This window comes from Fervidobacterium sp. 2310opik-2, assembly GCF_011057735.1.
Lineage (GTDB): Bacteria > Thermotogota > Thermotogae > Thermotogales > Fervidobacteriaceae > Fervidobacterium > Fervidobacterium nodosum.
This window is the reverse complement of record NZ_LNGG01000006.1, coordinates 127,637-153,997: the sequence shown is the minus strand read 5'-3', so window position 1 is coordinate 153,997 and position 26,361 is coordinate 127,637. Positions and strand designations below refer to the sequence as shown.

Here is a 26,361-nt window from a genome sequence, read left to right as displayed (position 1 = left end):
CGAATTTCTTTTCGGAATCACTAAGCATTTTCTTTACTTCCTCTCTTGTTGCACAATTTTCAAGTGCGGTTTCAATTTGTTCCACACGTTCATTATCTGCTTTTATACTTAATGTATCATAAATCATATTTGCATATTCTTCAAGTAATTCAATTCTGTTAAATACAGTGTCTAAAACATTTTCAAGTTCGTCTATTTGTTCTCTGTCTGCTTTTTGTGAGAGATTGTCGTAAATATTTACAATATCTTGATCATGCATGTCAACTTTGAGTGTTAGTGTTTCTATTGCTTCTGGATCGATAATTTTTTCTTCAAGTGCTGCGATTTGGTCGGACAGTGTGCCAAGTGTTTCGTAAATCTTTAATATGTCGTTGTCGTGGATGTCAAGGGTAACCTTTATATCTTCTAAAGCTGTTTCAAAGTCATTATTTGGTGCCTCAGTGGTTATTCCTTCTTTAACCATTTCTTCTTTTAGAGAATTTATTGATACTTCAATATATGATGTAAGTCTTTCTTCCAGTGCAGCCAAATTGTCTGAAAGTTCGTATAACATGTCTCTAAGAGCTGGTAAACCTGTATCAATAGTATTTTTTATATTCAAAATATCTGTTTCAACAGCTGAAATTCTTTCGTCGTATGCTTGCTGATTTTTAGCGTATTCTTCTAATTTAGAGTTAAAATCTTTTTGGGTATTTTCAATCTGCTTTCTGAGCAAATAGTCTGTGTCGCCAATTTGTGCAGCAAGACCTGTGAGAATTTCATTTAATCCATCGATCGAATCGTAAAGCTCCGTGACAGATGCCTCTAATAAACTTACCTTTTCCAAATCTGCTTTTGTGCCAACGGTGTTGGACTGTGCAAAAACCATTAAACCGAAAAGAACGACCGCAAGAAGAATCCCCAACTTTCTCATAATGTTCCCTCCTTTTTTAAAGTGTGATTAAAGGGTAGAAAAACTCGCACATATGAATTATATAACATTCTTTACAATTAACAAAATACATAAATTATCCCAAAAAATATTATATCACTTTTAATAACGGTTTTGCAAACATTTTTTTAGTTTTTTCAAAGTAATTTACTAAGTTAACTTTCTTATTCGAATTTTTATAGCCTCCGAAATACTTTAAAACCAATATTATCTTGACAAATTGAATTTCTTGGTATATTATAATTTCTGCCCTTGCTCAGTTGTGGGTGAGATTCCCCTACTTGGCAAGTGGACAAATTCTATGGAGGTGTAAAAGGATGAACAAAGAGGACATCATCAAGGAATTTCAAATTCATGACACTGACACAGGCAGCACAGCTGTCCAGATTGCCCTTTTGACAGCACGCATCAGACATCTTACAGAACACCTTAAGAACCATCCAAAAGATTTCCACTCAAGACGTGGACTTATGAAAATGGTTGGAAGAAGAAGAAAAATGTTGAAGTACTTGATGAAAAAGGATCCAGAACTTTACAAACAACTTCTCGAAAAACTCTCATTAAGAAAGTAAGAATAAAATTTATTAACATAATGGGCGGGTAACCGCCCGTTATTTTTAGATAATTTATGCAAGAGGTGAGTTTATCATGGACAATGTCAACAATAATTCTCAACTTTACAACCTTGAAGCATATGATTATTACCTTCCAGAAGAGTTAATCGCACAATCGCCTGCTGAACCAAGGGATAGCTCAAGATTGATGGTTCTGGACAAAACAACGGGGGAAATACATCATAGGATATTTAGAGATATAAAAGAATATATTCATGAAGGAGATTTATTGGTTTTTAATACGACTAAAGTCATTCCTGCAAGATTGTTCGGTAAAAAGACAACCGGCGCTAATATCGAAATTCTTCTACTTGAGAAGTTAGGATTAGGCATTTGGAAGTGCCTTGTTAAACCCGGTAAAGTTGTAAAAGAAGGGACGGAAATAATTTTTGAAAATACAAATATGAAAATGTATGGTAAATGCCTTTCAAGAGCAGAAGAAGGTACAAGAGTTATCGAATTTTCGGAAAAAGAAGATGAAAAGATATTCTCTTTTGGAAGCGTTCCATTGCCACACTATATAAAAAATCATAACGTTAATATAGATAGGTATCAAACTGTTTATGCAAAACATGAAGGAAGCGTAGCAGCACCAACGGCGGGGTTACATTTTACAACAGAGCTACTTAACGAGCTAAAAAACAAAGGTGTTAAAACAGCGGAAGTTGTCTTACACGTTGGAATTGGGACTTTTAGGCCTGTTAAAGTTGGAGACATAAGACAACATAAAATGCATGAGGAGTATTACATTGTTTCTGGAGAAACCATAAGTGCTATTAATGAAGTTAAAGCCTCTGGTAAAAGAGTTATAGCTGTTGGAACAACTACTGTCAGAACACTTGAAACAATAGCTAGACTTCCAAAGAGTAATTCTTACTCTGGAAAAACCGATATATTCATATACCCTCCATTTGAATTTAAAATTGTGGACGCGTTAATAACTAATTTTCACTTGCCGAAATCTTCATTAATAATGCTTGTTAGTGCATTCGCTGGTTATGATTTAACGATGAGAGCGTATAGGATAGCTGTGCAGGAAAGGTATAGATTTTTCTCATTTGGTGATGCGATGTTTATTTTTTAAGTTAACAATGTTAACATTCGAAATTGTAACCGACGAAAAAAGAAAAATAGAGTACAATTATCAAAATCAGCGGGGTGCATTATGCGCATTCTTGGTATAGATCCAGGTTATGGTATTGTTGGTTACGGCGTCGTTGAAAAATTAGGTAACAAAATAACTTATGTTGGTCATGGGGCAATAACAACAGAAAAAGGTGAACATTTTGAAGATAGACTTGATTACATATACAGTCAAGTAAATGAGATTATAGAAAAATACAATCCTGAGCTTGTGGCTGTTGAAAGTCTTTACTTTTATAAGAATGTTAAAACGGCTATCTATGTTGGTGAGGCTCGTGGGGTTATCCTTCTTGCGATTAAACATTCCAATATCCCATTTGTTGAATTCACACCACACCAGGTTAAACTTACAGTAACAGGCTATGGAAGAGCGGAGAAAACGCAAATACAGAAAGTTATGAAAATCCTTCTTAAACTCGATGAAATACCAAAACCAGATGACGCGGCTGACGCGCTTGCTATCGCTTGGTGCGCGGCGGTGAGTGGTTCTGATTATTCTTCGCAAAAGAAAAACACAAAATAAGTTGATAAATAGGATCAAATCGATAGTAATTATATGTGTTGTCATTTGTGTTGTCATTGTTATGGAGGTGTAATGATGATCCACGTCTTTGATGTCCAGCGTCCAATAGAAAATATAGCTCAAAAGCTTGGAATAAATGCCAGTGGTATTTTAAAAAAGGTTATTTACGATAAAAAAAGAGAAGCTGTTACTTTTGTTATAGAAAATTTTTCAGGAGATTCTGAATACTTTAAAAATGCTCTTAGTGAGTTCATAGGAGTGCACATAGATATTACTTTTGAAAACACGATTAATGAATCAAGTCAAAATATAGAAGAATTTGTTTACAAACAGTTGAATGGCTCTGGAAAATATATAGAGAGGATAGAAATCGTTGGTAAAAGCTTAAAAATATACACAATTGGTGAGTTCGCAAAATCTCATGTCATGAACAGAATAAAAAAGGTAAAAAGCACATTACCTTTTCAAGAATATATTATTGAGACTGTGCAGGAAAGTATACAACATTCAGAACAGTTGACTCAAAATACAGAGATTGTTCAGAACGTAGAACAAAGAAATTCTGAATTTAATAGTATAAAAGGCGATGTCGAGGAGAACAATAAAATCGAAAAAAATGATGAAAACGAACTAAAAAAAGTTTTAAGCTCAATATACTCTCCATCTACATTGGTTCTATTACTAAATTCTAAGAGGCAGATAAAAGTTTATGGTAAAGTGTTTAAATTCGAGAAAATAAACGATGATTTATCAACAATATATATAACAGACAAGAAAGATTCGACCATTTTAAAAGTTTTCGATTCCAGAAAATTGGCAGTAGAAGAAAAAGTTAATGTAGGAAGTTGGTATATATTCACAGGTAAAGTTCTTGTAGACAAGAACAATTCCCCATTTTTAAAAGTGGAGAATATTACAGAAATTCCATCTTTAGATAGGGTTGACAACGCTATAGAGAAAAGAGTAGAACTCCACGCACATACAAAAATGAGCGATCTTGATAGTGTAATGGACATCTCAGAGTACGTGAGCACAGCAAAAAAATGGGGATGGGAAGCTATTGCAGTTACCGACCACGGTAATGTCCAAGCCATCCCAGAGTTTTTTGATATTGCAAAATCAGCGGGTTTAAAACCAATATTTGGCTCTGAACTTTACTTAGCTAATGACCCAAAAAGGATAATGATGAACGAAATAGAAGGCAACGTTGACGATTATACTTATGTTGTACTTGATTTGGAGACAACAGGCTTAAACCCTCGTTCTGACGAAATAATGGAGATTGGTGCAGTCAAAACAAGAGATGGAAAAGTTATAGATGAATACCACACATTTGTTAAACCAAATAAATTAAATAAGAAAAGTCTTAATATAACAGGTATTACAGAAGATATGCTAAAAGATGCTCCTGATATAACACAAGTCTTACCAAAACTATTAGAATTTATAAAAGACAGCATATTAGTTGCTCATAACGCTGATTTCGACATGACGTTTTTAAAGAATATCCTTTCAAAAAGTGGAATTGAATTTAACCCGCCGTATATAGATACTCTCAGACTCTCGCAAGCATTACTTAGGAATAAAATTAAATCATTCTCTCTTGATAAACTTGTTGACCATTTTGGGTTAGGTGCTTTCCAACATCACAGGGCGTTAGACGATGCCAGGGTAACCGTAAATGTTTTTTGGAAATTAATAGAATTGGCTAAGAAAAAATCGATAACAACATTTGAAAAATTGAACAAATTAGTTGAAAATATAAATCCACTTGTAAAACATCCTCAGCATGTGACCGTTCTTGTCCAAAACAAAACAGGGCTTAAGAATTTGTATAAGTTAATCTCAAAAGCTCATACAGAGACATTTTTTGTGGTCCCTCAAGTGTTGAAATCTGAGCTTGAAAAACACAGAGAAGGATTGCTTATAGGTACTGGGTGCGCAAACTCAGAGATATTTGAGCTTGCCCTCCAAAAAGACACAGGAGCGTTGACAGAAGCACTTAAATTTTACGATTACATCGAAATAATGCCTCTTGATACTATAAATTCCGAAGAATTTACCAGAGAGGAAGCTAAAGAAGCTTATAAATTACTTTATCAGGTTGGTAAAGAATTAAACATGCCTGTTGTAATGGTTTCAAACGCTCATTTTATCGATCCGGAGGATATAAAGGCACGTAAAGTATTGCTTGCACCTCAGAGTAATATAGAAGATGAAGAGGCAAACTATTATCTTAGAACAACGCAGGAAATGATAGATGCCGCTTTAGAAATTTTTGAAGATGAACAAATTGCTAAAGAAGTTGTTGTCGATAATCCAAAGAAGATTGCAAATATGATAGATACAATTCAACCACTTGAAAAGAAACTTCATCCACCAAAGATAGAAGGCGCAGAGGAAAAACTTCGAACAATGACTTACGAAAAAGCTTATCAACTATATGGGAACCCGCTTCCGGAAATCGTTGAGAAGAGAATTGAAAAAGAACTTAACAGCATAATTGGACATGGATATGCCGTTTTGTATATGATAGCTCATCTCATAGTCAAAAAAGCTGGTGAAGACGGTTATGTTGTTGGTTCTCGAGGGTCCGTTGGTTCTTCATTGGTTGCACACCTTGTTGGAATAACGGAAGTAAATCCTTTACCGGCGCACTACAGATGCCCAGATTGTAAATATTTTGAATTACACGAAGAGTTTGGCTCAGGTTACGATTTGCCAGACAAACTTTGTCCAAAATGTGGCGCAAAACTTGAAAAAGTTGGGCAAGACATACCATTTGAAGTTTTCATGGGATTTGAAGGAGACAAAGTGCCTGATATAGACTTAAATTTCTCTGGCGAATATCAAGAAAGAGCGCATAAGTTTATAGAAGAATTATTTGGAAAATCAAAAGTTTTCCGCGCTGGAACAATAAGTACCATAGCTGATAGGAGCGCTATAGGTTACGTTAAAGCCTATATGGAAGACAAAAATGGAAATATAGTTAATCCGTTAAATCCTGCAGAACAAGAACGACTTGCAATGTATGTAACGGGTGTAAAGAGAACAACAGGACAACACCCCGGTGGATTGATGATAGTTCCAAATGAGTACGAAATATATGACTTTACGCCATTCCAACATCCGGCGAACGACAAAAAATCAGGAGTATATACCACGCACTTTGCTTACGAATTTATTCATGATGATTTAATAAAATTGGACGCGCTTGGTCACGATGACCCTACGATGATTCGTTTACTTTACGAATACAGCGGAATAGACCCCATGACAATACCTATGGATGATAAAAAGACTATAAGCATATTCTCATCGACAAAAGCTTTGGGAGTTGATCCAGAAGAACTTGGAACAGACGTAGGAACTATAGGCATTCCGGAATTTGGCACAGATTTTGTTATGGGCATGCTCAGAGAAACAAGGCCAAAGACATTCGCTGAACTTGTTAGAATATCAGGACTTTCTCACGGAACAGATGTTTGGCTTGGTAATGCGCAGACACTTATCAACAAAAAAATAGCGACACTGTCTGATGTCATATCCTGTCGTGATGATATAATGATTTATCTTATTCACAAAGGGGTACCGCATTCAAATGCATTTAAGATAATGGAAAATGTTAGAAAGGGGAAAGGATTGAAAGAAGAAGAAATAAATATAATGAAAGAACACAATGTACCGGATTGGTTCATTGAGTCGTGCCAAAAGATAAAGTATCTTTTCCCAAAAGCACACGCAGTTGCTTATGTAAGTATGGCGTTTAGAATTGCGTACTTTAAAGTTCACTACCCATTGGCATTTTATGCGGCGTATTTTTCAACTAAAGGTGATGAATTCGATGCAGAGCTCATTTTAAAAGGCAAGGAGGCTATAAAGAAAAGACTCGTCGAATTGGCAGCTAGTATGAAGAAGGACGTTAAAGAAAAAAATGAAGAAAAAGTCTTACAAGCAGCACTTGAAATGCTATTGCGTGGGTATGGATTTAAGAAACCTGACTTGAAACGTAGCGACGCGAAAAGATTTATAATAGACGGCAAAGATTTACTCATACCGTTCAACAAAATACACGGAATAGGCGAAAACGTTGCAAACTCTATTGTAGAAAAACGCGCAGAAAAACCGTACACATCTATTGAAGATTTAATGAATCGTGCACGTGTTACAAAAGCACAAGTCGAGGTATTAAAAAGAATAGGAGTATTAGATGGACTTCCAGAAACTGACCAAACTATGCTGTTTTAGTTTGAAAGCTAGAAATACAATCTTTGAATTAATGAAAACTTATTGCATAAATTCAAAAACATATGGTATAATAACTTTTGATTATTATATGATTGAAGTACAAATCGGAGGTGTAGCGAGATGTTGGGAGTTGTATTAATTGTTGTACACACGATTATCGCAGCGGGACTCATTTGGATGGTATTGCAAGAAATGAGTAAGTTCGCAGAACTTGGTGGTGCATTTGGTAGTGGAGCAGCTTATACCATGTTTGGAAGAAAAAAGGGGTTAGATACATCTGGTAAAATAACAGTCGCTCTCGCAGTTGCGTTCTTTGTTATGTGCTTCTTAACATCATGGGTTTTATCAAGATAATATTTTTATTATCACCCTATTACGAAGTTAAAACATTTGGAGGGTCATGAATGCACCTTAGTCCTGAAGAACAACTTAAGATATTGAAGAAAAACTGTGTTGATTTAGTTTCCGAAGAAGAATTATTAGAAAGATTGAAAGAAGGTAAACCTTTAAGAGTTAAGTTGGGTGTAGATCCATCAAGACCGGATTTACATTTAGGGCATGCTGTTGTTTTGAAAAAACTCAAACAATTTCAAGACCTTGGGCATCAGGTTATCCTTATCATCGGTGATTTTACAGCAATGATAGGTGATCCATCTGGTAGAAACACAACTAGACCGATGCTCTCAAGGGAAGAAGTTGTTGAAAACGCAAAAAGCTATGCTGAACAAGCCTTTATGATTCTTGACAAAGAAAAAACAATAATAAGATACAATAACGAATGGCTTGGTGCGATGACATTTGCGGATGTTGTAAAACTTGCAGGAAAATACACAGTTGCCAGAATGCTCGAAAGGGAAGATTTTGCAAAAAGGTACGCGGAAGGTACACCAATAAGTGTCGCAGAGTTTTTGTATCCGTTAGCTCAAGCGTACGATTCAGTTGCTATTCAAGCAGATGTAGAACTTGGTGGAACTGACCAACTCTTCAATCTTATGGTTGGTAGAAAAATACAGGAAGAATATGGATTAAGACCGCAGATAGTCATGACAATGCCTATAATCGAAGGAACAGATGGAAAATTGAAGATGAGCAAAAGTTACAACAACTACATAGGCTTTACAGATGAGCCAAGAGATATGTACGGAAAAGTAATGTCTATACCTGACGAATTAATAGTAAAATACGCAAAATTACTTACAGACGTTGATGATGAAGTGTTGAGAAAAATGGAGAAAGAAATAAACGAAAAAGCTGTAAACCCAAGAGATTACAAAATGTGGCTTGCAAAAGAAATTGTTAGACAATTCCACGGCGAAGAGAAAGCAAAAGATGCTGAGGAATATTTTATAACAGTTTTCCAACGTAAAGAGATTCCCGAAGAAATGCCAGAAGTGAAAATTCAAGCAGGTGTTTACAACATCGTTGACCTTCTTGAAACATTGAAAATTGGTTCGAGGAGTGAAATAAAAAGACTCATAACTCAAGGTGGAGTGTACTTCGACAACAACAGAATTGACAATTTTAAAGCAAATGTTGAAATAAGCAAAGAACACATACTAAGAGTTGGAAAAAGACAATTTATAAAGCTTTTAGCAATTTAATGTTTTAAAATATCTTTGGAAAATTATCAAATTGTATTTTGCTTTACGTACTAAATGTGTTATAATTTTTTTGTAAGTATTTTATATTCTAAAAACTAAAAAGGGGGTAGTTATTTATGAAAAAATTTTTAACAGTTATTAGCATTTTGAGTTTCATTGTCACAGCTATGGCAGCTTTCAGAGATATTCCAAAAGGCCACTGGGCTGAGAATTACGTTGAAAGGCTTGAGCAGATAGGTATAGTTACAGGTTTCCCAGATGGAACATACCGTGGTGACGAAGCAGTAACAAGATATCAAATCGCTTTGTTTATTTCCCGCACACTTGACTATGTTGAGCAATCACTTTCTTCTTTGAAAACACAATTGAACGAAAACAAAGGGAACATTGAAAATTTGGAAAATACCATTCAAGATATGAAACTTACACTCGAACTTCACGATCAAGATATTATAAAACTTTACGACCTTGTTACACAGCTTGGAGATAAATTCGTTTATACAGACGAAGAAGGCAATCAACAAGAAATTAATCTCGTAGAATTGAAAGAAGATATAGCAAGCATAAGTGACATCCTCAATGGTCTTGCGGCTCAACTTGGTGATGTTGATTATCTTTTGAGAAAGGCAATTGAAGATTTAGATAAGAAAACATCGGCAAAAGATGATGAACTTTCCAACTCAATATCAGATTTAACAGAGAAAACAGATGAACTTGAGACAAGAGTTCTCAATATAGAAAATACACTTGAAACAGGATTACCAGTATTAAGAGACGCGATTTACGGACTTTCAGAAGACTTGGCAAACGCTCAAGAAGCACTGAAAACTTACACAGATGTAATTGCTGAAAATTTACAAAATCAAATTGACGAACACGCACAAGCAAATGATGAGGAATTCGCTAAAGTTTATGAAGCGATTAACAACCTTCAAGACATGTTGTCAAGTGCTATCCTTGGACAACTTGACGAACACGCACAAGCAAATGATGAGGAATTCGCTAAAGTTTATGAAGCGATTAACAACCTTCAAGACATGTTGTCAAGTGCTATCCTTGGACAACAGGAAGAAATAGCCGGTTTGAGTACCCAACTTGACAAGCTAAATGAACTTGTGGTAAACTTTAATAGCGAAACTAACGAAAAGATATCTGTTCTTGATGAGAGATTAGGCCTTTTAGAAAATCAAGTTGCAAGCTTAAGCCAGGTGGTTGAAGAAGTAAAAGCAGATAAATCTGATGTTGAAGAAATTAACAAAGAGCTCGCGAAGAAAGCAACAAAGGAAGAACTCGAACAAGCAAAAACGATAGCAACTTGGGGTGTAGTTACCGGTGTCAGTGGGCTTTTAATAGGCATAATAGCGTTAGGAAAAGCTTTTGGATGGTTCTAATTTATTTAAGTTTGGTAGTTTTATCGATATGAAATTTTATTATTTCTGCAAAGGGGGGATGATAAAGAGAAAGTTAAAAAATAAAGAAAGCTTAACATTTTAACTATATTATTTTTTACCTAAACTCACAGGAGGAGGGAGAAGTATTATGAAAAAGTTTTTAGTGGTATTAGCGGCAGTTTTGATGTTAGTCAACGCTTTTGCGGCATTCACACTTGGTACAGTAAGTTACAGTGGTTACGCCTATTTTAGCTTGACAGCAGAAAAAGACACAGGAATAGACCTTTACGGTGAAACTTACTTTTCAATAACACTTCCAACTGGAACTGACTCAAGCTTTGGATTATCATTCTATTGTAATCCAGATGAAACAACTGCAAAATTGGCTTCAATATCATTCCAAACACCATACTTTGGAGCACTTTATTCAACAGATATGGTGTTCGTAAGCCACTACTTCGCGGGTAAGAATACAAATGGTAAACCTGTAAATGCTATGGTTGACTTTGCAAGTTATCTCAAGCTTACATTCCCAGTAGTTAAAGACTTAGAAGTTTATTATTTCGACAAAAAAGATGAAGGGGAAAACGCATGGTTCAGCGATATGTTGCTTGCAAAATACGCAGTTGCAGGTTGGACAGTCGTTGGTGGTATATATAACACAGGTGATACAGATAAATACGAATATGGTGTAGCAGCAAATGGTTCTGTTGACCTTGGTGTAGTAAAGCCATCTGTACAAGCATTCGCAGGTATGGTTCAAGGTACATCAGAAATGGAAATGGCATACGATTTCAAACTTTCAGCTACATACAAACCAGTTGCATTCTTAACACTTGACCCAGAAGTGAGATTTGCAGAAAATGTTAGTAAACTTGATTACAAATCAGTAGATCGTTTTGTTAAAGATCAAAAATACGTAAAGCTTGGTGTAACATACGAACAAACATTCGCACCTGTAACAGTAAAAGCACAAGTTACACCAACATATGATGTTTCAAGCCAAGTATTTAATCTCTATTTGCAAGGTAACTTAAAAACAGAACAATTTGGTGTTACAGCAGAAGCAAACTGGCTAAATATACAAGAATTTGATAATTATCAGTACATTCGTTTCATAGCAAACGCAAATGTTGTTAAAGACCTTACACTTACTGCAAAATACAGAATGGAACCTGGTGATAAATGGGGTTACAACGTAATTGCTAATTACGCATTTTCGGATACAGTAACACTTGAAGCATTATACGGAACACTCGATAAATGGGCTACAACAATTTCCTCAGATCCAACATGGAAAGTTGCAGTCGAATACTCCGCAGAATTCTAATATTTAGCATTTAAACAAAAAACGGAGGGGCTTTAAAGCCTCTCCGTTTTTATTTTGGTTTTATAAATAAAAAAACGGGAAGGTTATTTTCAACCTTCCCGTTTTGTTTTTTTATTTTATTTGTATTTATCTTTTTATGCTGTAAAACGCGCTTAATCCTTTGTAAATGGCAGAATCGCCGAGTTCTTCCTCAATTCTGAGTAATTGATTGTATTTTGCGATTCTTTCGCTTCTTGATAGTGAACCTGTCTTTATCATTCCGGCATTTGTTGCCACCGCGAGGTCAGCTATGAATGTATCTTCTGTTTCTCCACTTCTATGGCTGATTACGTTTGTCATCCCAGCTGTCTTCGCCATTTCGATAGCATCCAATGTTTCTGTGACAGAACCAATTTGGTTGAGCTTTATGAGTATCGAATTTGTTGCAAATAGTTCGATACCTTTAGCTAATCTTTTGACGTTTGTCACGTAAAGGTCGTCTCCGACGATTTGGACTTTTCCGCCAACTTTTTGTGTGAATTTGATGTATGTATCCCAATCTTCTTGCTCAAATGGGTCTTCGATGGAGATTATAACAGGCCAGTATTTGTCTATTAGCATTGAATAGTACTCAATCAACTCTTCACCTGTTTTTTCTGTGCCATCGATGTTGTACTTCCCTGTTTCTTCGTTGTAGAACTCGCTCGCTGCACAATCAAGGGCAATGAATATGTCTTTTCCTGGCTCATAACCAGCTTTTTTAATCGCTTCGATAAGTATTTGAATTGCTTCTTCGTTAGATTTAAGGTTTGGCGCGAATCCACCTTCGTCACCAACGGCTGTTACGTGTCCTGCATCTTTCAATATTTTCTTCAATGTGTGGAAGACTTCGGCACCATATCTGAGCGCTTCCCTGAACGATGGTGCACCTGCTGGGACAAGCATGAATTCTTGGATATCAAGGCTGTTATCTGCATGTGCTCCACCGTTTATAACATTCATGAATGGAACGGGCAACACTTTTGCATTTGCGCCACCTAAGTATTTGTAAAGTGGAAGTCCAGCGCTTTCTGCCGCCGCCCTTGCAACTGCCATGGAAACTCCTAAAATAGCGTTTGCACCAAGATTTGACTTGTTTTCCGTACCATCAAGCTCAAGAAGAACTTTGTCGATGTAAACTTGGTCAAAGGCGTTGAGTCCTGCTATCCTTGGCGCGATAATTTCGTTTACGTGTTGGACGGCTTTGCTCACACCTTTTCCCATGTATCTTTTCTTATCCCCATCTCTAAGCTCAAGTGCTTCAAATTTACCAGTTGATGCGCCACTTGGAACGATAGCCCTTCCAAAGCTTCCATCTTCAAGCAAAACTTCAACTTCAACTGTAGGATTTCCGCGGGAATCAAGTACCTCACGTGCCCTAACATCGATAATTTCTACGTACATGCTTACACCTCCATCTTTTGAGTAATGAACGAATTTCTGCAAAATTTTAAAAATATAACCAAAACAAACAGAAATTGAGTGAAAAGTTTCACTTTTTTAATTATACCACTTAAATTTCTCTTTTACAACTTGATATTTGTTTATTTTTGCTTATTATACCATATCACATTATCTTTACTTCGTATGGTTTTAAAGATACACCTTCATGTGATTCATGATGACCTGAGATGTTCACGTAGACTCTGATGCCGTTTATTCCATCGGTTACCGTGTAAGCTATTGTGAATGTATTGTGAGTTACATTCTCAATCCAAGCGTTTTCAAGCCATTCGTTTTCTTTTCTAAATTTCGTCCAATTGATTACTTCCTTTAAAAGACTATTTTCTCTGCTTAGTTGTTCTTCAACGGAAGCACCTGTAAATGCTCTGTTGAACCTTACGGCTTTCCAGAAAGATTGTCCTTCACCAGATAAAGAGGCATACCAAGGGAACGGTTCTATAACATCTTCTGTGAATGTTGAGTCGTACATACCTTTCATCCCTAGTTCGTCTCCATAGTAAATAAACGGTACGCCTGGTGTGGTCATTAACAAGCCGAAGAATACTTTTCTCTGTTCTTCTTGTGGAAGCATTTGCGCAAGTCTGTGCATATCGTGGTTGCCTGTGAAATTACTCGGTTTGTAAGGTTTTTTAGTGAGCGTTCTTTGGAAGCAGTCAACGATTTTGTACACTGTACCGTGTTGCATTGATTCACGTATCGCTTCCGTAAAATAGAAATTAAAAGAGCATCCTATCGTCTTTGCGTATCTGTCAACTATCTCTGGATCGTCCCAAACTTCCGTAACCGCAAATACATTCCCACCTTTGACACTTCTTGCTTTATCCATTACCAATTGCCAGTATATAACATTTTTATCATGGTCGTATCTAAAGCGCCCTTCTTTTACGTCGTAATCGTAAATGTGTTTTGCTGCGTCGAATCTAAATCCATCAACACCTTGTTTAAGCCAGAATTCGACAATTTCTAACGATTTTTCAACTACTTCAGGATTTTCGTAATTCAAATCTGGTGAGGAGCCACCAAAGACACCGTAATACACTTTACCGTTTCTATTGTGCCAAAGTAATTCTTCATCCCAGTGCCTTTTTTCCAAAAGATTGAAATGTGGCTGTGCCCAGAGGAAGTAATCGACGTACGGTTTTTCACCTTCCATAGCTGCTTTGAACCAAGGATGTCTATCAGATACATGGTTTAGTGGTAAGTCTATAACAACTCTTATACCATTTTCATGGAGTGTTTCCACCATGTACCTGAAATCTTCAAGAGTGCCAAAAGAAGAATTTGTGTCGAAATAATCGATAATATCGTAACCATGATAACTTGGAGATTTAAAGTGCGGTGTTAGCCAAATTAAATCGATGTTAAGCATTTTGAAGTAATCTACTTTCTTTGCGATACCTCGGAAATCACCTATCCCATCATCATTTGAATCAGCAAACGACCTTATAAATATTTCATAGCCAATCACTTTCTTTGCCTCCTTTTATTCAACTGTGATTTAAAATTGAATTTATTACCTTTGCATCAATTTTTTCACTATCTCTTTGAAATGATTACCTCTTTCCTCGAAGTTTTTATATGCATCATAACTTGCTCCTGCAGGTCCAAGGAGTACGTAATCTCCTTCTTTTGCTATTTTGCTTATTTCAACAACGGCTTCTTCGATGTTTGAAAATCTTTTGTAATTGACATTCCTTTCTTTTAAATAGGGTTCCACTGCATCGGAAATCGGTCCGACGATGGCAACGAATTTACATTTTTTTGATATCTCGTCAGCCAACTTTGTGTAATCCTCGTTCTTTCCTTTTCCTGCTATTATGAGATACAAATTATTATCGAAGTTCTCAAGCGCTTTAACAACAGCGGCTGCGTTTGTTGCTTTTGAGTCGTTATAATAATGTGCGCCGTTTATTGTACCGCAGTATTCCATTCTGTGTGGTAACGGAGTGAAATCTTCCAGCATGCTCATTGAGAAAGGTAATCCAAGTACTTTCAATACAGTCTTTGCAGCGGCGATATTTTCCATATTTTGTTTTGTTCGTATATGGAACGGTATCTCTTCGAATTTAAAATCAACGGTGAATGGAACTCTCTTCGCTTGGACAAGGGCTAATCTTTTGAATGTTTCCATATCTTTTGGGTTGTAAACAAAGTGGTCTTCGTTATCTTGGAATTTCGTTATTTTGAATTTCGAATCAACATAATGCTCCATACTTGGATGCCAGTCTAGGTGGTTGGGGTAAATATTGGTAATAACCGCGACGTTTGGCTTAAAAAACGGAGTCCAATAGAGTTGGAAACTGCTTATTTCTACTACTATGTATTCCGGTTTCTTGCCTTCCAAAAGCACCTGAGCAATGGGGATCCCAAAGTTTCCAGAAATTTGGGATGATGCTGATTTCGAAATGAGGTGGTTAATCATCGCTACAGTTGTACTCTTACCGACTGAGCCTGTCACAGCTATTATTTTCGGTTTCCAATCGAGAAATTTCATGAAGTAGGTTATTTCGGTATCGACATATTTGCCCATCTGTTGAGCCTTTAAAAGAATTGGATGGTTGTGTGGAACGCTCGGACTTGTGAGTATAACATCGGCTTCTAATATTTTCTCAGAATTTACTCCTTCCTCGTATGGTATGTTGTTTTCTTCCAAAAATGCCTTATCTTCACTGGAAAGCTTTCCAGATTCGCTTACAAAAATCTTTTCTCCTAATTTCAAAAGAAACTTCGCAGCATACTTATTACTCAACCCCAAACCGAGCAGTGCGTACTGCATTTAAATGCCTCCTTTTAATCGTTTTAGCTTATCGACCTAATAAATTATATCACAACGGAATAAAACATATTTTAATAAGCTGTTATTTTTCAAATAATTTCCACAAAAATAATTTGAATATGAAAACTAATGAAAACAAAAAACGGCATCCTAAATTGGATGCCGTTTGTATTTTTGGTCGGGGTGACTGGACTTGAACCAGCGACCTCTTGCGCCCCATGCAAGCGCGCTAGCCACCTGCGCTACACCCCGACACAATTCAATTATAATTATCTCACAGCATTATGAATTTTATCATGTGTAAGAATAAAAATCAAGTGTGAAAACAAAACTGAGATTTGTAAATTGTGTATATTATAATTTTTTTGCTATCTTTACGAATTTACACAATAATTTTACTTTTGATTTTGAATTTTTAAAATAAAGTGGTAAAATATCAATTAGCCTTACGCAAAGGGAGGGGATAGAATGCTAAGAAGGTTGCTGTTAGTGTTTGTTGTTTTGGCTGCTGTTTCAATATTTGCCGCTTTTGATCCGACAATTTACGTATCAGTTGGTGTGGGAGAACCTGACACACTCGATATTCACCAAGCGTATGATACTGTAAGTGGGGAGGTTATTTATAACGTATACGAAAGTTTGATAGCTTACAAAAAGAGTAGTTTAACGGAATTTGAGCCAAGGCTTGCCACAGAAGTACCATCTGTGAAAAACGGACTTATTAAAGATGGTGGGAAAACTTATGTGTTTCCAATAAGAAAAAGTGTCAAATTCCACAACGGTTCTGACCTGACACCAGAAGATGTTGAATACTCTTTTGAAAGAGGGCTTTTGTATGATCCAGCAGGCGGACCTATGTGGATGCTCTGGAATGCGATATTTGGTGTTAACTCACTGAACGAGATGATAGAAAAGTACGTTGGGAAGCCAGTATCAGAAATATTTAAAGACGGAGAGCCATTACCACAGTATAAAGATAAACTTGTTGAGATGTACAAAAACGTTATAGACCCAGCGATAGAGGTTGACGGAAATAATGTTGTTTTTAAACTTGTAAGGCCATACGGTCCATTCTTAACGATTATGGCACATACCGTTGGTTGGTCCGCTGTTTTGGATAAGGAGACGTCTATAAAACTTGGTTTGTGGGATGGTAAACCTGATACATGGTGGAAATATAGGAATATCGCAAAAGAGAAATCACCAATTTATGCCACAGCTATAGGTACAGGACCGTATAAACTTGTCGAATGGGATAGAACTAATAGAAAAGTTTTGTTGGAAGCAAATAAAGATTACTGGAGAGGCGAACCAAGGATTAAGAAAGTAGTTATAATGACGGTTAGCGAGTGGGGAACAAGAAAATTAATGCTTGAAAAAGGCGATGCAGATGATATAGCGATTGTGCTCGAATACCTTGACCAAATTAGAGGAAATAAAGACATCCAGATAATTGAGAATATTCCTTCACTTTCTGTAACGGTAGTTGGATTTTCTTGGTCTGTTTCACCAAATAGTAAGTATATTGGCAGTGGAAAGTGGGACGGGAATGGAATGCCACCTGATTTCTTCAGCGATATAAATGCAAGAAAGGCAATATCTTACGTTATAAACTACGATGCAGTTGTTAGAGATGTTTTAAAAGGTTATGGAATAAGAGTTCCTGCTGCTTTGCCAAATACCTTGCTCGGTTTTGACCCTACACTCCCACTTTACAAATTTAACGTTACAGAGGCAAGAAAAGCTCTTGAAAAAGCGTGGGATGGGAAGGCTCTCAAAGTTGGTTTAAAATTCTCAATTGCTTACAACACAGGTAACATGATGAGGCAAAGAATTGCGGAAATGATAAAGACGTATCTTGAAATGATTGGATCGGGTAAGATAAAAGTTGATGTTGTTGCACTCAACTGGCCGAGCTATCTTGATGCGATGAGAAAAGCAGAACTTCCAATGCCTATATTCAACTGGTTAGCTGACTTCCCAGACCCAGATAACTTTATATTCACATTCTACCATTCGGCAGGTACATACGCACCAAGGCAAGGCGAAAACTTCAAGAAATTTGTCAGTGCACCTCGAAAAGAACTTGGTGGAAAGAGTCTTGATGAACTTATCGAAGCCGCGAGGAATTCTTCAGACCCAGATGAAAGAAAGAAGCTTTACGTACAAATTCAAAAATTTGCAATTGACAACTATATAAGCATTCCAGTTTATCAACCAGTTGGAGTTAGAGTCCAGAGGGCATGGGTAAAAGGTTGGTATGAAAATCCAATGAGGCCGGGAAATGATTACTTTGAATTGTATAAGCAGCAATAACAATTGAATAAAAATCCAACAAAAAAGCCCCCGTATGGGGGCTTAAATTTTCAAATAACATTAAACACATATTTTGTTGATTTTCATATAAATAAGTGATAAACTAATTTATATGGAGGTGAGATTATGAGAAAACGTGAAAGCCACAAAGAAGAATATCAAAACATTACGCTTTCAATTCCTAAAAATCTTATTTTGCAAGTAAAGCATATAGCTGTTGAAAGAAATACATCAATTTCGGCTTTGGTTAAAGGTTTTTTAGAAGAGCTTGTAAAAAAAGAGAGTTTGTATCAAAAAGTTCAACAGAGAGCCCTTAAACTTTTGGAGAAAGGATTTGACTTAGGAACAGAAGGGAACACATCTTGGAAGAGAGAGGATTTGCATGAAAGAGTATAAAGAAACAAAATATGAATTCGTTGATACTAACATTTTGGTATATGCGTACGATGAATCGGCCGGTCAAAAACATATTACAGCCAAGCGCATTTTAGAGAATTTATGGAAAAAAGGAAATGGAGCATTAAGTACTCAAGTTTTTCAAGAGTTTTTTGTTGTTGTGACAAAGAAAGTTAAAAATCCTTTAGATTACAACACCGCAGCTCAAATCATATCGGATTTAAGTTTTTGGAAGGTATACACAATAGAAGTTAGTGATATTTTGGAAGCTATCAAAATTTCACAAAGATATAAAATTTCATTTTGGGACTCTTTGATAATTTGTAGTGCTAAAAATTTAGGATGTTCAATATTGTGGAGTGAGGATTTGAATTCAGGTCAATACTTTGGTAAGTTAAAAGTATTAAATCCTTTTTTACAGAGTTGAACTTATAAAAAATAGCAAAAAAGCCCCCGTATGGGGGCTTGATTATCCTCTTAGCTATTATTTTACTAATTTAACGTTTGCTGCTTGAGGACCTTTTTGTCCGTTTTGGATGTCGAATTCGACTTTGTCGCCTTCTTTGAGTGTTTTAAAACCATCCATTTGAATGGCGCTGAAGTGAACAAAAACGTCTTGTCCGTTCTCTCCTGTGATGAATCCGTAACCCTTTGAAGAATCAAACCACTTAACTGTACCTTTCATGTGTACTGCCTCCTAAAATCTTTTTTGCTTTTTTCACTTTGCTTTTCCCCTCGCAACGTGATGATTCATTATACACCTCTACGGAAAAAAAGTCAATAGATTATTTTTGTGGTATAATCTTTTTGGCTAAATTAATAACTAAGTATGCGGGGGAAGGACTGTGGAGAATTTGGAAAATAAAAAAATAGCTTTTCAGAATTTTTATTCCATCCTAAAGGGAATTCACGGATCTTTGGGGAAATGGTGGCCTGGAGAACGTGAAGAAATAATTGTATCTGCTGTTCTTACTCAGAATACGAATTGGAAGAACGTCGAAAGGGCTTTAAATAATATAAAAGAAGTGTGTTCAGGTGATATATTAATTTGTTTACACAACCTTCCAGATGAGCAGTTAACTAATTTAATACGCCCTGCGGGGTTTTACAATATAAAGGCTAAAAGGTTGAGACAATTATTAAATTGGCTTGCAAATTACGAATTTAAATTAGACAAAATCGCTGAGAAAGATGCCTTTGAATTGAGAAAAGAATTACTGGAAATTAACGGAATAGGCAAAGAAACTGCCGATTCAATAATTCTTTATGCATTCGAGAAACCTATATTTGTTATAGACGCTTATACAAAAAGATTACTCAAACGGATTTTTGGTATAGAATTTAACGATTACGATGAATACAGAGAATTTTTCGAGGATAATTATAAAAAAACCGTGGAGCTCTATCAAGAGTTCCACGGCCTTATTGTTGAACACGCTAAATTATACTGCACAAGTAAACCAAAATGCGATATTTGCCCAATTGATTTTTGCTTGTTTAACCACCAAGATAAGCCTTTCTAACGCGTTCGTCTTCTAATAGGTCTTTTCCTGTACCTTCAAGTACGATTCTACCAGTTTCAAGTACGTAAGCGTAATCAGCAAGTTTAAGCGCTTCAAAAGCGTTCTGCTCAACTAAGAAAATCGTAACACCTTCACTGTGAATTCTCTTTATCAATTTGAAAACTTCTTTAACTATAACAGGGGCAAGTCCAAGAGATGGTTCATCAAAGAGTAATAGCTTTGGTCTAGACATAAGGGCTCTTCCTATTGCTAACATCTGCTGTTCTCCACCAGATAGTGTTCCAGCTCTCTGGTTCATTCTTTCTTTTAATCTTGGGAATAGATCGAAAACGTATTCTATATCTTTTTTTATTCCATCTTTATCTTTTCTTAGATAAGCTCCAGCTAACAAATTTTCATATACTGTAAGGTTTGAAAAGACTCTTCTGCCTTCAGGTACCATAGTTATCCCAAGTTTTACAATTTCACTTGTATCGAGTTTTGTCAATTCTTTACCGTTGTATTTTATGCTTCCTCTTGAAGCTTCCTTCAAACCACATATGGTTCTAAGCGTCGTGGATTTTCCAGCACCGTTTGCGCCAATAAGTGAAATAATCTTTCCTTCTTCGACTTTCATCGTTATACCTTTTATAGCATGTATACCACCGTAGTAAACATGAAGGTCATTAATCTCAAGCATCTTCATCACCTGCGCCTAAGTAAGCTTTTATAACTTCTGGGTTATTTTGTATCTGTTCAGGTGTTCCTTCCGCTATCGTCACACCATGGTCAAGCACTATGATTCTCTCACATATGTTCATTATAACTTTCATATCGTGTTCAATTACAATTATTGTCAATTTATATTTTTCTCTTATTCTCAAAATCAATTGGTTCAGCTCAAGGGTTTCATCAGGGTTCATACCAGCTGCTGGCTCGTCTAACAATAAAAGTTTTGGATTGGTTGCAAGCGCCCTTGCTATTTCTAATTTTCTTTGTAAACCGTATGGGAGTGAGCTTGATTTGTAATCTGCAAGATGCTCAATTCCAACTTCTTTCATTAGCTCATATGTTTTCTCTTGTATATATTCTTCTTCTTTTTGATACTTCGGTAGAAAACCTATCGCGGTAAATAAATCTGATTTAAGATGCGCATGGAATGCAGTCATTATGTTTTCTTTAACAGTCATATTAACGAAAAGCCTTATATTTTGGAATGTTCTCGCAACTCCCATTCGTATTATTCTATCTGTTGTTGATTTAGTAATGTCCTTCCCTAAAAACTCTATTTTACCTTCACTGACCGGGAAGACATGTGTTATCAAGTTGAATATTGTCGTTTTTCCAGCACCGTTTGGACCTATTAAACCTAACAATTCCCCTTCTTTCAAATCTAGGTTAAAATCGGAAACAGCGGTAAGACCGCCAAAACGCTTCGTAACATGTTCCATTTTCAAGACAGTATTTTTCATTGTTTGGTCACCTTCTTTCTATTAAACAAGCGTGCGACTGCTTCCCAACTGAATTCTCTTTGACCAAACAATCCTTGCCTAAAGAATAGGATAGTAATCATAAGTAAGATAGAGAAGATAAGCATGCGCATACCTAATATACCTGGTATTGTTATACCGAATATTTTCATAGGCATTTCGACAAACCTTAGACCTTCCATCAAGAATGCAAAACCTATACCAACGATAACACTTCCAGTGATGTTACCAAGTCCACCAAGAAGTATTATTGTGATAATTTGATATGTGAATAATATACTGAAAGAGTTCGGGTCAATTGTCATAAGTAAACTGCCAAGCAATCCGCCAGCAATACCAGCGAAGAATGCTCCAACAACAAACGCAAGGACTTTGTGTTTAAAGAGATTTATTCCAAGGTTTTCTGCCGCAACCTCGTCGTCGCGAATGGCTTTTAACGCTCTTCCATAAGAACTATCAACAATTCGTCTGATAACAATTACAGTGATTATTGCCCAGCTAACTGTCCACCATAGATTTGTGTGAGTTGGGAGCCCTTTTAAACCAAGTGGACCGTTTGTTATGTTTTGGAGGTTATTGAAAAGTGATCTAATTATTTCTGAGAATCCATACGTAACAATAGCGAGATAGTCACCTTTAACTCTCAAACACGGCGCACCAACGATAAAACCGGCAAGAGCTGCCATCAAGCCACCAACGATTATTGCCCAGAAGAACGGTATTTGAATTTTATCAAGTGGTGATATGAGTGGTTCCATAAAGAAGTTAGATAGCTTATTTTCGGGTGACATATAAAGCAAAGCAGAAGTGTAAGCACCTATTGCCATAAAACCGGCATGACCAAGTGAGAATTGACCTGTAAACCCGTTGATTAAATTCAGACTAACGGCTAATATAACGTATATAAAACCGGTATTCAAAATACGTTTAATGAATGGATCCATATATTTTTCTGCAAAGAAGACAAATACATAGATAAAAATTATGAGCATAACACTAAGCACGACTCTCTTTGTTCGACTCATGCTTTTTCACCTGCCTCCTGGCCAAATAGACCATTTGGCTTGAAGATTAAAACTAAAACTAATAATGCAAATATAAACGCTTCTCTATAGCCAGAATACTCTGGGAAAAACGCTGGAAGAAGAACTGTTAACACCCCAAGTACAAATCCACCGATGAGCGCGCCTTTTAAACTGCCGATACCACCAACAACGGCAGCTATAAACGCACGGCTTCCTGGGTATTGACCCATAAATGGGAATATTTGCGGATACCTAAGTGCCCAAAATACGGCACTAACAGCTGCGAGTGCGGAACCAAGAGCAAATGTAAATGAAATCGTTTTGTTAACATTTATTCCCATCAGTCTAGCTGTATCAAAATCTCTTGAGAGGATACGCATCGCAAGACCTATTTTTGTTTTTTGTAATATGAAGGTTAGTATTAAAACTACTACTATCGAGAATATAATAGTATAAATAGAAACTGCTTGGACACGAACTTCACCGAATATTAGTGTTTTTTTCATCGGTTCAGGAACAGGGAAAGACCTCTGTATTCCACCAAAAACAACAACTGCGAAATTTTGAAGTAAGAAAGACATGCCTATTGATGAAACAAGTGAGTTAATTCTTGGATATTTTCTTAATGGTTTGTAAGCTACTTTTTCAATCCCAACGCCGAGTAGTGAGGTGAGAACAATACCGATTATAACCGCGCTGAGCCATGGTGCACCAAATATGAGAGAAGTATAAAACATAAAATACGCAGCCATCATAAATACGTCACCGTGCGCGAAATTAACAAGTTTTACAACACCATAAACAAGTGCGTAACCTACTGCAACAAGTCCAAAGACAAAACCTAATGAAATCGCATTGACCATATGTTGCATAAATAAACTCCAATCCATTACAGCACCTCCCAAAAGTTCGAAGACTCAGAAGATAAAAAAGTGAAAAATAAATATTATTTGAATATTATTTGAAAGGGCGGCCGATATCACTATCGACCGCCAGATATTTTATTGATGTCATTAATCTCCTTTGATTACGGTAACAAATTCAAATTTTCCGTTCTTTATTGTTTTTATGACAGCATCTTTTATAGCATCTCTATTTTGGTCAAATCTGATTCTTCCAGATACACCTATATAATCCGTAGTGAGCAACGCTCTTCTTATATCTTCTGGTTTATCTGATTTTGCTCTTTGGATGGCATCAATTAAAACCATGTACGCATCGTACGCAAGAGCTGGTAAGTAACCAGGATCTTCATTGTATTTCTTCCTATACTTTTCAACAAATGGTCTTGTTTTATCTGAAAGCTCTGCTTTCACATCAAACATGGTGCTGTAGTATGCGCCTTCTACAGCTGGACCACCAATTTCTATAAGTTGTGGTAAGTCCCAAGTGTCTCCACCTAGTAGTGGTTGTTTTAATCCAAGTTCTCTCGCTTGTTTTGCAATTAATGCGGCATCGCCAACAATGCCCGCTGGAACAAATATGACATCAGGATTAGCTTTTTTAATTGCCGTTAATTGTGCTGTGAAATCTTGGTCACCACCTTGATAAGCTATGTACACTTTAACAGATTTTGGATCTCCTGTAAGTTTTATAAATGCGTCTCGGAAGTAATAAGCAAGACCAACCGAATAATCGTTTGAGACATCGTAAATTACTGCTGCAGTCTTTGCTTTCAGATTTTTTACGGCAAATTTTGCCATAACTGTACCTTGGAATGGATCAATGAAACAAACTCTGAAGACATATGGTTTGTCTTTTGTGACGAGTGGGTTTGTATTTGATGGTGCGATATAGACCACTTTATTTTTGTTTGCTATCTCAGCCCCTGGTATACCAAGAGCACTTGAATATGTTCCAAGTATAGCAACAACTTTAAATTGTTCAATTAATCTTGTCACAACATTTGCTGCTTCGATTTTGTCACTCTTATTGTCTAATGTTACAAGCTTTATAGGTCTTCCAAGAACAGTTGGAACTTCTTCGTAAGCCATTTCTATTCCTCTCATTCCAAGCTGTCCGCCCATTGCATAATTTCCTGTTAATGGTTGTGTGACACCTATAACAATTTCATTTGCAGCAAAAATCAAAGATATAAATAATACTGACATCATCAAAGCTAATAATTTTCTCATTTTTTTCACCCCTTCAGTTAATTTTTTATTTCTTGCTGATTTTAAACTATAATAGTGAAGAAATTTATGGTTTAACAACAGTGACAAATTTGAAAGCGCCTTTTTCTATCTTCTTAACTATAGCATCTTTAATAGCGTCTCCGTTTTCATCAAGTGTTATCACACCGGTTGCGCCTTGGAACCCTTTTGTTGTTTCTAGAGATTCCTTTATTGCTTCTGGTTTTGAAGATTTTGCTCTGGTTATTGCATCAAGGATAAGTAAATAAGCGTCAAACCCAAGAGCTGCAAATGCATTTGGTTCTGTGTTGTACTTCTTTCTGTATGCTTCAACAAATTTCTTTGTCATCTCAGTTGTCATTACTTTTTCATCAAAGTGAGTGCTAAAATATGCGCCTTCGGCTGCATCGCCAGCAACTTCTATTATCTCAGGAACTTCCCAGGTATCTCCACCAAGGAACGTTGCTTTGATTCCCATTTCTCTTGCCTGTTTCATTATAAGTGCAGCGTCACCATAAGAACCAGCTGGTATAAAGAGAACGTCTGGATTCTTTGCTTTGGCGAGTGTTAACTGTGCTGTGAAATCTTGGTCCCCACCTTGATAAGATGCAACACCAAGTACTGATTTGCTATCTTTTGTAAATTCAATGAATGCGTTTCTAAAGTAATGAGCAAGACCAACTGAGTAGTCTGAAGATATATCTTGGATTATGTAGGCTGTTTTTGCTTTTAACGTCTCAACCGCAAATTTCGCCATAACCCTTCCTTGGAATGGGTCAATGAAACAAACTCTGAAGACATAAGGTTTGTCTTTTGTGACAAGTGGATTCGTTGGAGAACACCCGACCATAGGTACTTTCATCTTATTTGCAACTTCGCTACCAGGAATTGCCAAAGAACTTCCATAGCTACCTATGATAGCACTGACGTTGTAAACTTGTATTAACCTTGTTACAGCATTCGCTGCCTCTACTTTGTCTGTTTTGTTGTCTAAAATTATCAATTCGACCTTTTGATTCAAGACTGTTGGGAATAATTCGTTGGCGAGTTTAATACCGTTTACTGTCAACTGACCTCCTGCAGCAAATGCTCCTGTGAGTGGTTCGAAAACGCCAATCCTTATAGCAGGAAAAACGGCAATACTAAGAATCAAAAAGGTGAGCAGAAAAACTTTTTTCACAGCAACCCCTCCCTTTGAAGTGTGGTGCAAATTTTAATTGCTTACTATTATTAATTTGTTACAAAGGAGTTGTTTTTGATGATAGCTGTTACATTGGTAAAATATTTCTTAAATTTTATAACAAAATATTTGGAATAACCAAACCCATATTTTGATTGTTTTTTTATATATAATCTCTTCTAAAAGAAAATTTTTGTATAAAAAGCAAGCTTTGACATATTTTTCTAAACATTGCTCTGATACTTATTTTTCCATTTTTGAAATTCTGATAATTCACATTT

At 36.3% G+C, this 26,361-nt stretch carries 23 protein-coding genes and 1 tRNA gene; 12 read left to right on the top strand and 12 right to left on the bottom strand.

Going from position 1 to position 26,361, the window contains the following annotated elements; translation table 11 throughout:
* On the bottom strand, positions 1–913 hold a 913-nt coding region (locus tag AS161_RS03930), incomplete at its 3' end, for a hypothetical protein (protein WP_164541862.1).
* 335 nt (positions 914–1,248) lie between these two features.
* Here AS161_RS03930 and rpsO point away from each other — a divergent pair.
* The 8 genes from rpsO (at position 1,249) to AS161_RS03890 (ending at position 11,781) form a co-directional block, all read left to right on the top strand.
* A complete protein-coding gene (gene rpsO / locus AS161_RS03925) occupies positions 1,249–1,503 on the top strand; it encodes a 30S ribosomal protein S15 (protein WP_164541861.1) in 255 nt (84 codons plus the stop codon).
* 76 nt (positions 1,504–1,579) lie between these two features.
* A complete protein-coding gene (queA, locus tag AS161_RS03920; protein WP_164541860.1) occupies positions 1,580–2,629 on the top strand; it encodes a tRNA preQ1(34) S-adenosylmethionine ribosyltransferase-isomerase QueA in 1,050 nt (349 codons plus the stop codon).
* 81 nt (positions 2,630–2,710) lie between these two features.
* A complete protein-coding gene (gene ruvC, locus AS161_RS03915) occupies positions 2,711–3,211 on the top strand; it encodes a crossover junction endodeoxyribonuclease RuvC (RefSeq protein ID WP_164541859.1) in 501 nt (166 codons plus the stop codon).
* A 75-nt stretch (positions 3,212–3,286) separates the two neighbouring features.
* Positions 3,287–7,459, top strand: a complete 4,173-nt coding sequence (locus AS161_RS03910; protein ID WP_164541858.1) for a PolC-type DNA polymerase III — start codon at positions 3,287–3,289, stop codon at positions 7,457–7,459.
* A gap of 120 nt (positions 7,460–7,579) precedes the next feature.
* Positions 7,580–7,813, top strand: a complete 234-nt coding sequence (gene secG / locus AS161_RS03905) for a preprotein translocase subunit SecG (RefSeq protein ID WP_164541857.1) — start codon at positions 7,580–7,582, stop codon at positions 7,811–7,813.
* A gap of 50 nt (positions 7,814–7,863) precedes the next feature.
* Positions 7,864–9,060 (top strand): tyrosine--tRNA ligase, encoded by a 1,197-nt coding sequence (gene tyrS, locus AS161_RS03900; protein WP_164541856.1) that lies wholly within the window; start codon positions 7,864–7,866, stop codon positions 9,058–9,060.
* 116 nt (positions 9,061–9,176) lie between these two features.
* The gene (locus tag AS161_RS03895) at positions 9,177–10,451 is read left to right on the top strand and encodes an S-layer homology domain-containing protein (protein WP_164541855.1); all 1,275 of its coding nucleotides are present in this window, start codon (positions 9,177–9,179) and stop codon (positions 10,449–10,451) included.
* A gap of 148 nt (positions 10,452–10,599) precedes the next feature.
* Positions 10,600–11,781, top strand: a complete 1,182-nt coding sequence (locus tag AS161_RS03890; protein ID WP_164541854.1) for a hypothetical protein — start codon at positions 10,600–10,602, stop codon at positions 11,779–11,781.
* Between the two features lie 126 nt (positions 11,782–11,907).
* Here AS161_RS03890 and eno read toward each other — a convergent pair whose 3' ends face one another.
* From eno to AS161_RS03870, 4 genes are all read right to left on the bottom strand, one after another.
* Positions 11,908–13,203, bottom strand: a complete 1,296-nt coding sequence (eno, locus tag AS161_RS03885) for a phosphopyruvate hydratase (protein WP_164541853.1) — start codon at positions 13,201–13,203, stop codon at positions 11,908–11,910.
* A 163-nt stretch (positions 13,204–13,366) separates the two neighbouring features.
* The gene (locus AS161_RS03880; protein ID WP_164541852.1) at positions 13,367–14,731 is read right to left on the bottom strand and encodes an alpha-amylase family glycosyl hydrolase; all 1,365 of its coding nucleotides are present in this window, start codon (positions 14,729–14,731) and stop codon (positions 13,367–13,369) included.
* A 45-nt stretch (positions 14,732–14,776) separates the two neighbouring features.
* Positions 14,777–16,039 (bottom strand): UDP-N-acetylmuramoyl-L-alanine--D-glutamate ligase, encoded by a 1,263-nt coding sequence (gene murD, locus AS161_RS03875; protein WP_164541851.1) that lies wholly within the window; start codon positions 16,037–16,039, stop codon positions 14,777–14,779.
* 175 nt (positions 16,040–16,214) lie between these two features.
* A tRNA-Pro gene (locus AS161_RS03870) sits at positions 16,215–16,291 on the bottom strand.
* A gap of 216 nt (positions 16,292–16,507) precedes the next feature.
* Here AS161_RS03870 and AS161_RS03865 point away from each other — a divergent pair.
* From AS161_RS03865 to AS161_RS03855, 3 genes are all read left to right on the top strand, one after another.
* Positions 16,508–18,355, top strand: coding sequence for an ABC transporter substrate-binding protein (locus AS161_RS03865; RefSeq protein WP_164541850.1), 1,848 nt, complete (start codon positions 16,508–16,510; stop codon positions 18,353–18,355).
* 126 nt (positions 18,356–18,481) lie between these two features.
* Entirely contained in the window at positions 18,482–18,751 is a 270-nt protein-coding gene (locus tag AS161_RS03860; RefSeq protein ID WP_011994856.1) for a DUF6364 family protein, read from the top strand.
* Entirely contained in the window at positions 18,738–19,178 is a 441-nt protein-coding gene (locus tag AS161_RS03855; protein ID WP_011994857.1) for a PIN domain-containing protein, read from the top strand. Before AS161_RS03860 ends, AS161_RS03855 begins: the two co-directional genes overlap by 14 nt.
* A 57-nt stretch (positions 19,179–19,235) precedes the next feature.
* Here the strand turns inward: AS161_RS03855 and AS161_RS03850 are convergent, their stop codons facing one another.
* Positions 19,236–19,436 (bottom strand): cold-shock protein, encoded by a 201-nt coding sequence (locus AS161_RS03850; RefSeq protein ID WP_011994858.1) that lies wholly within the window; start codon positions 19,434–19,436, stop codon positions 19,236–19,238.
* Between the two features lie 160 nt (positions 19,437–19,596).
* Between AS161_RS03850 and AS161_RS03845 the strand changes: the two genes are divergently transcribed.
* Complete coding sequence (locus tag AS161_RS03845) at positions 19,597–20,274, top strand: endonuclease (RefSeq protein ID WP_206518761.1); 678 nt, start codon at positions 19,597–19,599, stop codon at positions 20,272–20,274.
* Here the strand turns inward: AS161_RS03845 and AS161_RS03840 are convergent.
* From AS161_RS03840 to AS161_RS03815, 6 genes are all read right to left on the bottom strand, one after another.
* Positions 20,249–20,953, bottom strand: coding sequence for an ABC transporter ATP-binding protein (locus AS161_RS03840; protein WP_164541849.1), 705 nt, complete (start codon positions 20,951–20,953; stop codon positions 20,249–20,251). The genes AS161_RS03845 and AS161_RS03840 overlap by 26 nt on opposite strands.
* Positions 20,946–21,725, bottom strand: a complete 780-nt coding sequence (locus AS161_RS03835) for an ABC transporter ATP-binding protein (protein WP_164541848.1) — start codon at positions 21,723–21,725, stop codon at positions 20,946–20,948. Before AS161_RS03835 ends, AS161_RS03840 begins: the two co-directional genes overlap by 8 nt.
* On the bottom strand, positions 21,722–22,768 hold the full coding sequence (locus AS161_RS03830) for a branched-chain amino acid ABC transporter permease (RefSeq protein ID WP_164541847.1): 1,047 nt from the start codon (positions 22,766–22,768) through the stop codon (positions 21,722–21,724). The genes AS161_RS03835 and AS161_RS03830 overlap by 4 nt, the downstream gene beginning before the upstream one ends.
* Positions 22,765–23,658: a branched-chain amino acid ABC transporter permease gene (locus AS161_RS03825; RefSeq protein WP_164541846.1), complete on the bottom strand. Its 894-nt coding sequence runs from the start codon at positions 23,656–23,658 to the stop codon at positions 22,765–22,767. The genes AS161_RS03830 and AS161_RS03825 overlap by 4 nt, the downstream gene beginning before the upstream one ends.
* A gap of 123 nt (positions 23,659–23,781) precedes the next feature.
* On the bottom strand, positions 23,782–24,903 hold the full coding sequence (locus tag AS161_RS03820) for an ABC transporter substrate-binding protein (protein WP_164541845.1): 1,122 nt from the start codon (positions 24,901–24,903) through the stop codon (positions 23,782–23,784).
* 64 nt (positions 24,904–24,967) lie between these two features.
* Positions 24,968–26,080 carry an ABC transporter substrate-binding protein gene (locus AS161_RS03815; RefSeq protein WP_164541844.1) on the bottom strand — a complete coding sequence of 371 codons (1,113 nt, stop codon included), beginning with the start codon at positions 26,078–26,080 and terminating at the stop codon, positions 24,968–24,970.
* Between the last annotated feature and the right edge of the window lie 281 nt (positions 26,081–26,361).

Coding starts and splice junctions, on each gene's coding strand:
- rpsO (WP_164541861.1), top strand. CDS start 1,249: ATGAACAAAGAGGACATCATCAAGGAATTTCAAATTCATGACACTGAC.
- queA (WP_164541860.1), top strand. CDS start 1,580: ATGGACAATGTCAACAATAATTCTCAACTTTACAACCTTGAAGCATAT.
- ruvC (WP_164541859.1), top strand. CDS start 2,711: ATGCGCATTCTTGGTATAGATCCAGGTTATGGTATTGTTGGTTACGGC.
- AS161_RS03910 (WP_164541858.1), top strand. CDS start 3,287: ATGATCCACGTCTTTGATGTCCAGCGTCCAATAGAAAATATAGCTCAA.
- secG (WP_164541857.1), top strand. CDS start 7,580: ATGTTGGGAGTTGTATTAATTGTTGTACACACGATTATCGCAGCGGGA.
- tyrS (WP_164541856.1), top strand. CDS start 7,864: ATGCACCTTAGTCCTGAAGAACAACTTAAGATATTGAAGAAAAACTGT.
- AS161_RS03895 (WP_164541855.1), top strand. CDS start 9,177: ATGAAAAAATTTTTAACAGTTATTAGCATTTTGAGTTTCATTGTCACA.
- AS161_RS03890 (WP_164541854.1), top strand. CDS start 10,600: ATGAAAAAGTTTTTAGTGGTATTAGCGGCAGTTTTGATGTTAGTCAAC.
- eno (WP_164541853.1), bottom strand. CDS start 13,203: ATGTACGTAGAAATTATCGATGTTAGGGCACGTGAGGTACTTGATTCC.
- murD (WP_164541851.1), bottom strand. CDS start 16,039: ATGCAGTACGCACTGCTCGGTTTGGGGTTGAGTAATAAGTATGCTGCG.
- AS161_RS03865 (WP_164541850.1), top strand. CDS start 16,508: ATGCTAAGAAGGTTGCTGTTAGTGTTTGTTGTTTTGGCTGCTGTTTCA.
- AS161_RS03860 (WP_011994856.1), top strand. CDS start 18,482: ATGAGAAAACGTGAAAGCCACAAAGAAGAATATCAAAACATTACGCTT.
- AS161_RS03855 (WP_011994857.1), top strand. CDS start 18,738: ATGAAAGAGTATAAAGAAACAAAATATGAATTCGTTGATACTAACATT.
- AS161_RS03850 (WP_011994858.1), bottom strand. CDS start 19,436: ATGAAAGGTACAGTTAAGTGGTTTGATTCTTCAAAGGGTTACGGATTC.
- AS161_RS03840 (WP_164541849.1), bottom strand. CDS start 20,953: ATGCTTGAGATTAATGACCTTCATGTTTACTACGGTGGTATACATGCT.
- AS161_RS03835 (WP_164541848.1), bottom strand. CDS start 21,725: ATGAAAAATACTGTCTTGAAAATGGAACATGTTACGAAGCGTTTTGGC.
- AS161_RS03830 (WP_164541847.1), bottom strand. CDS start 22,768: ATGAGTCGAACAAAGAGAGTCGTGCTTAGTGTTATGCTCATAATTTTT.
- AS161_RS03825 (WP_164541846.1), bottom strand. CDS start 23,658: ATGGATTGGAGTTTATTTATGCAACATATGGTCAATGCGATTTCATTA.
- AS161_RS03820 (WP_164541845.1), bottom strand. CDS start 24,903: ATGAGAAAATTATTAGCTTTGATGATGTCAGTATTATTTATATCTTTG.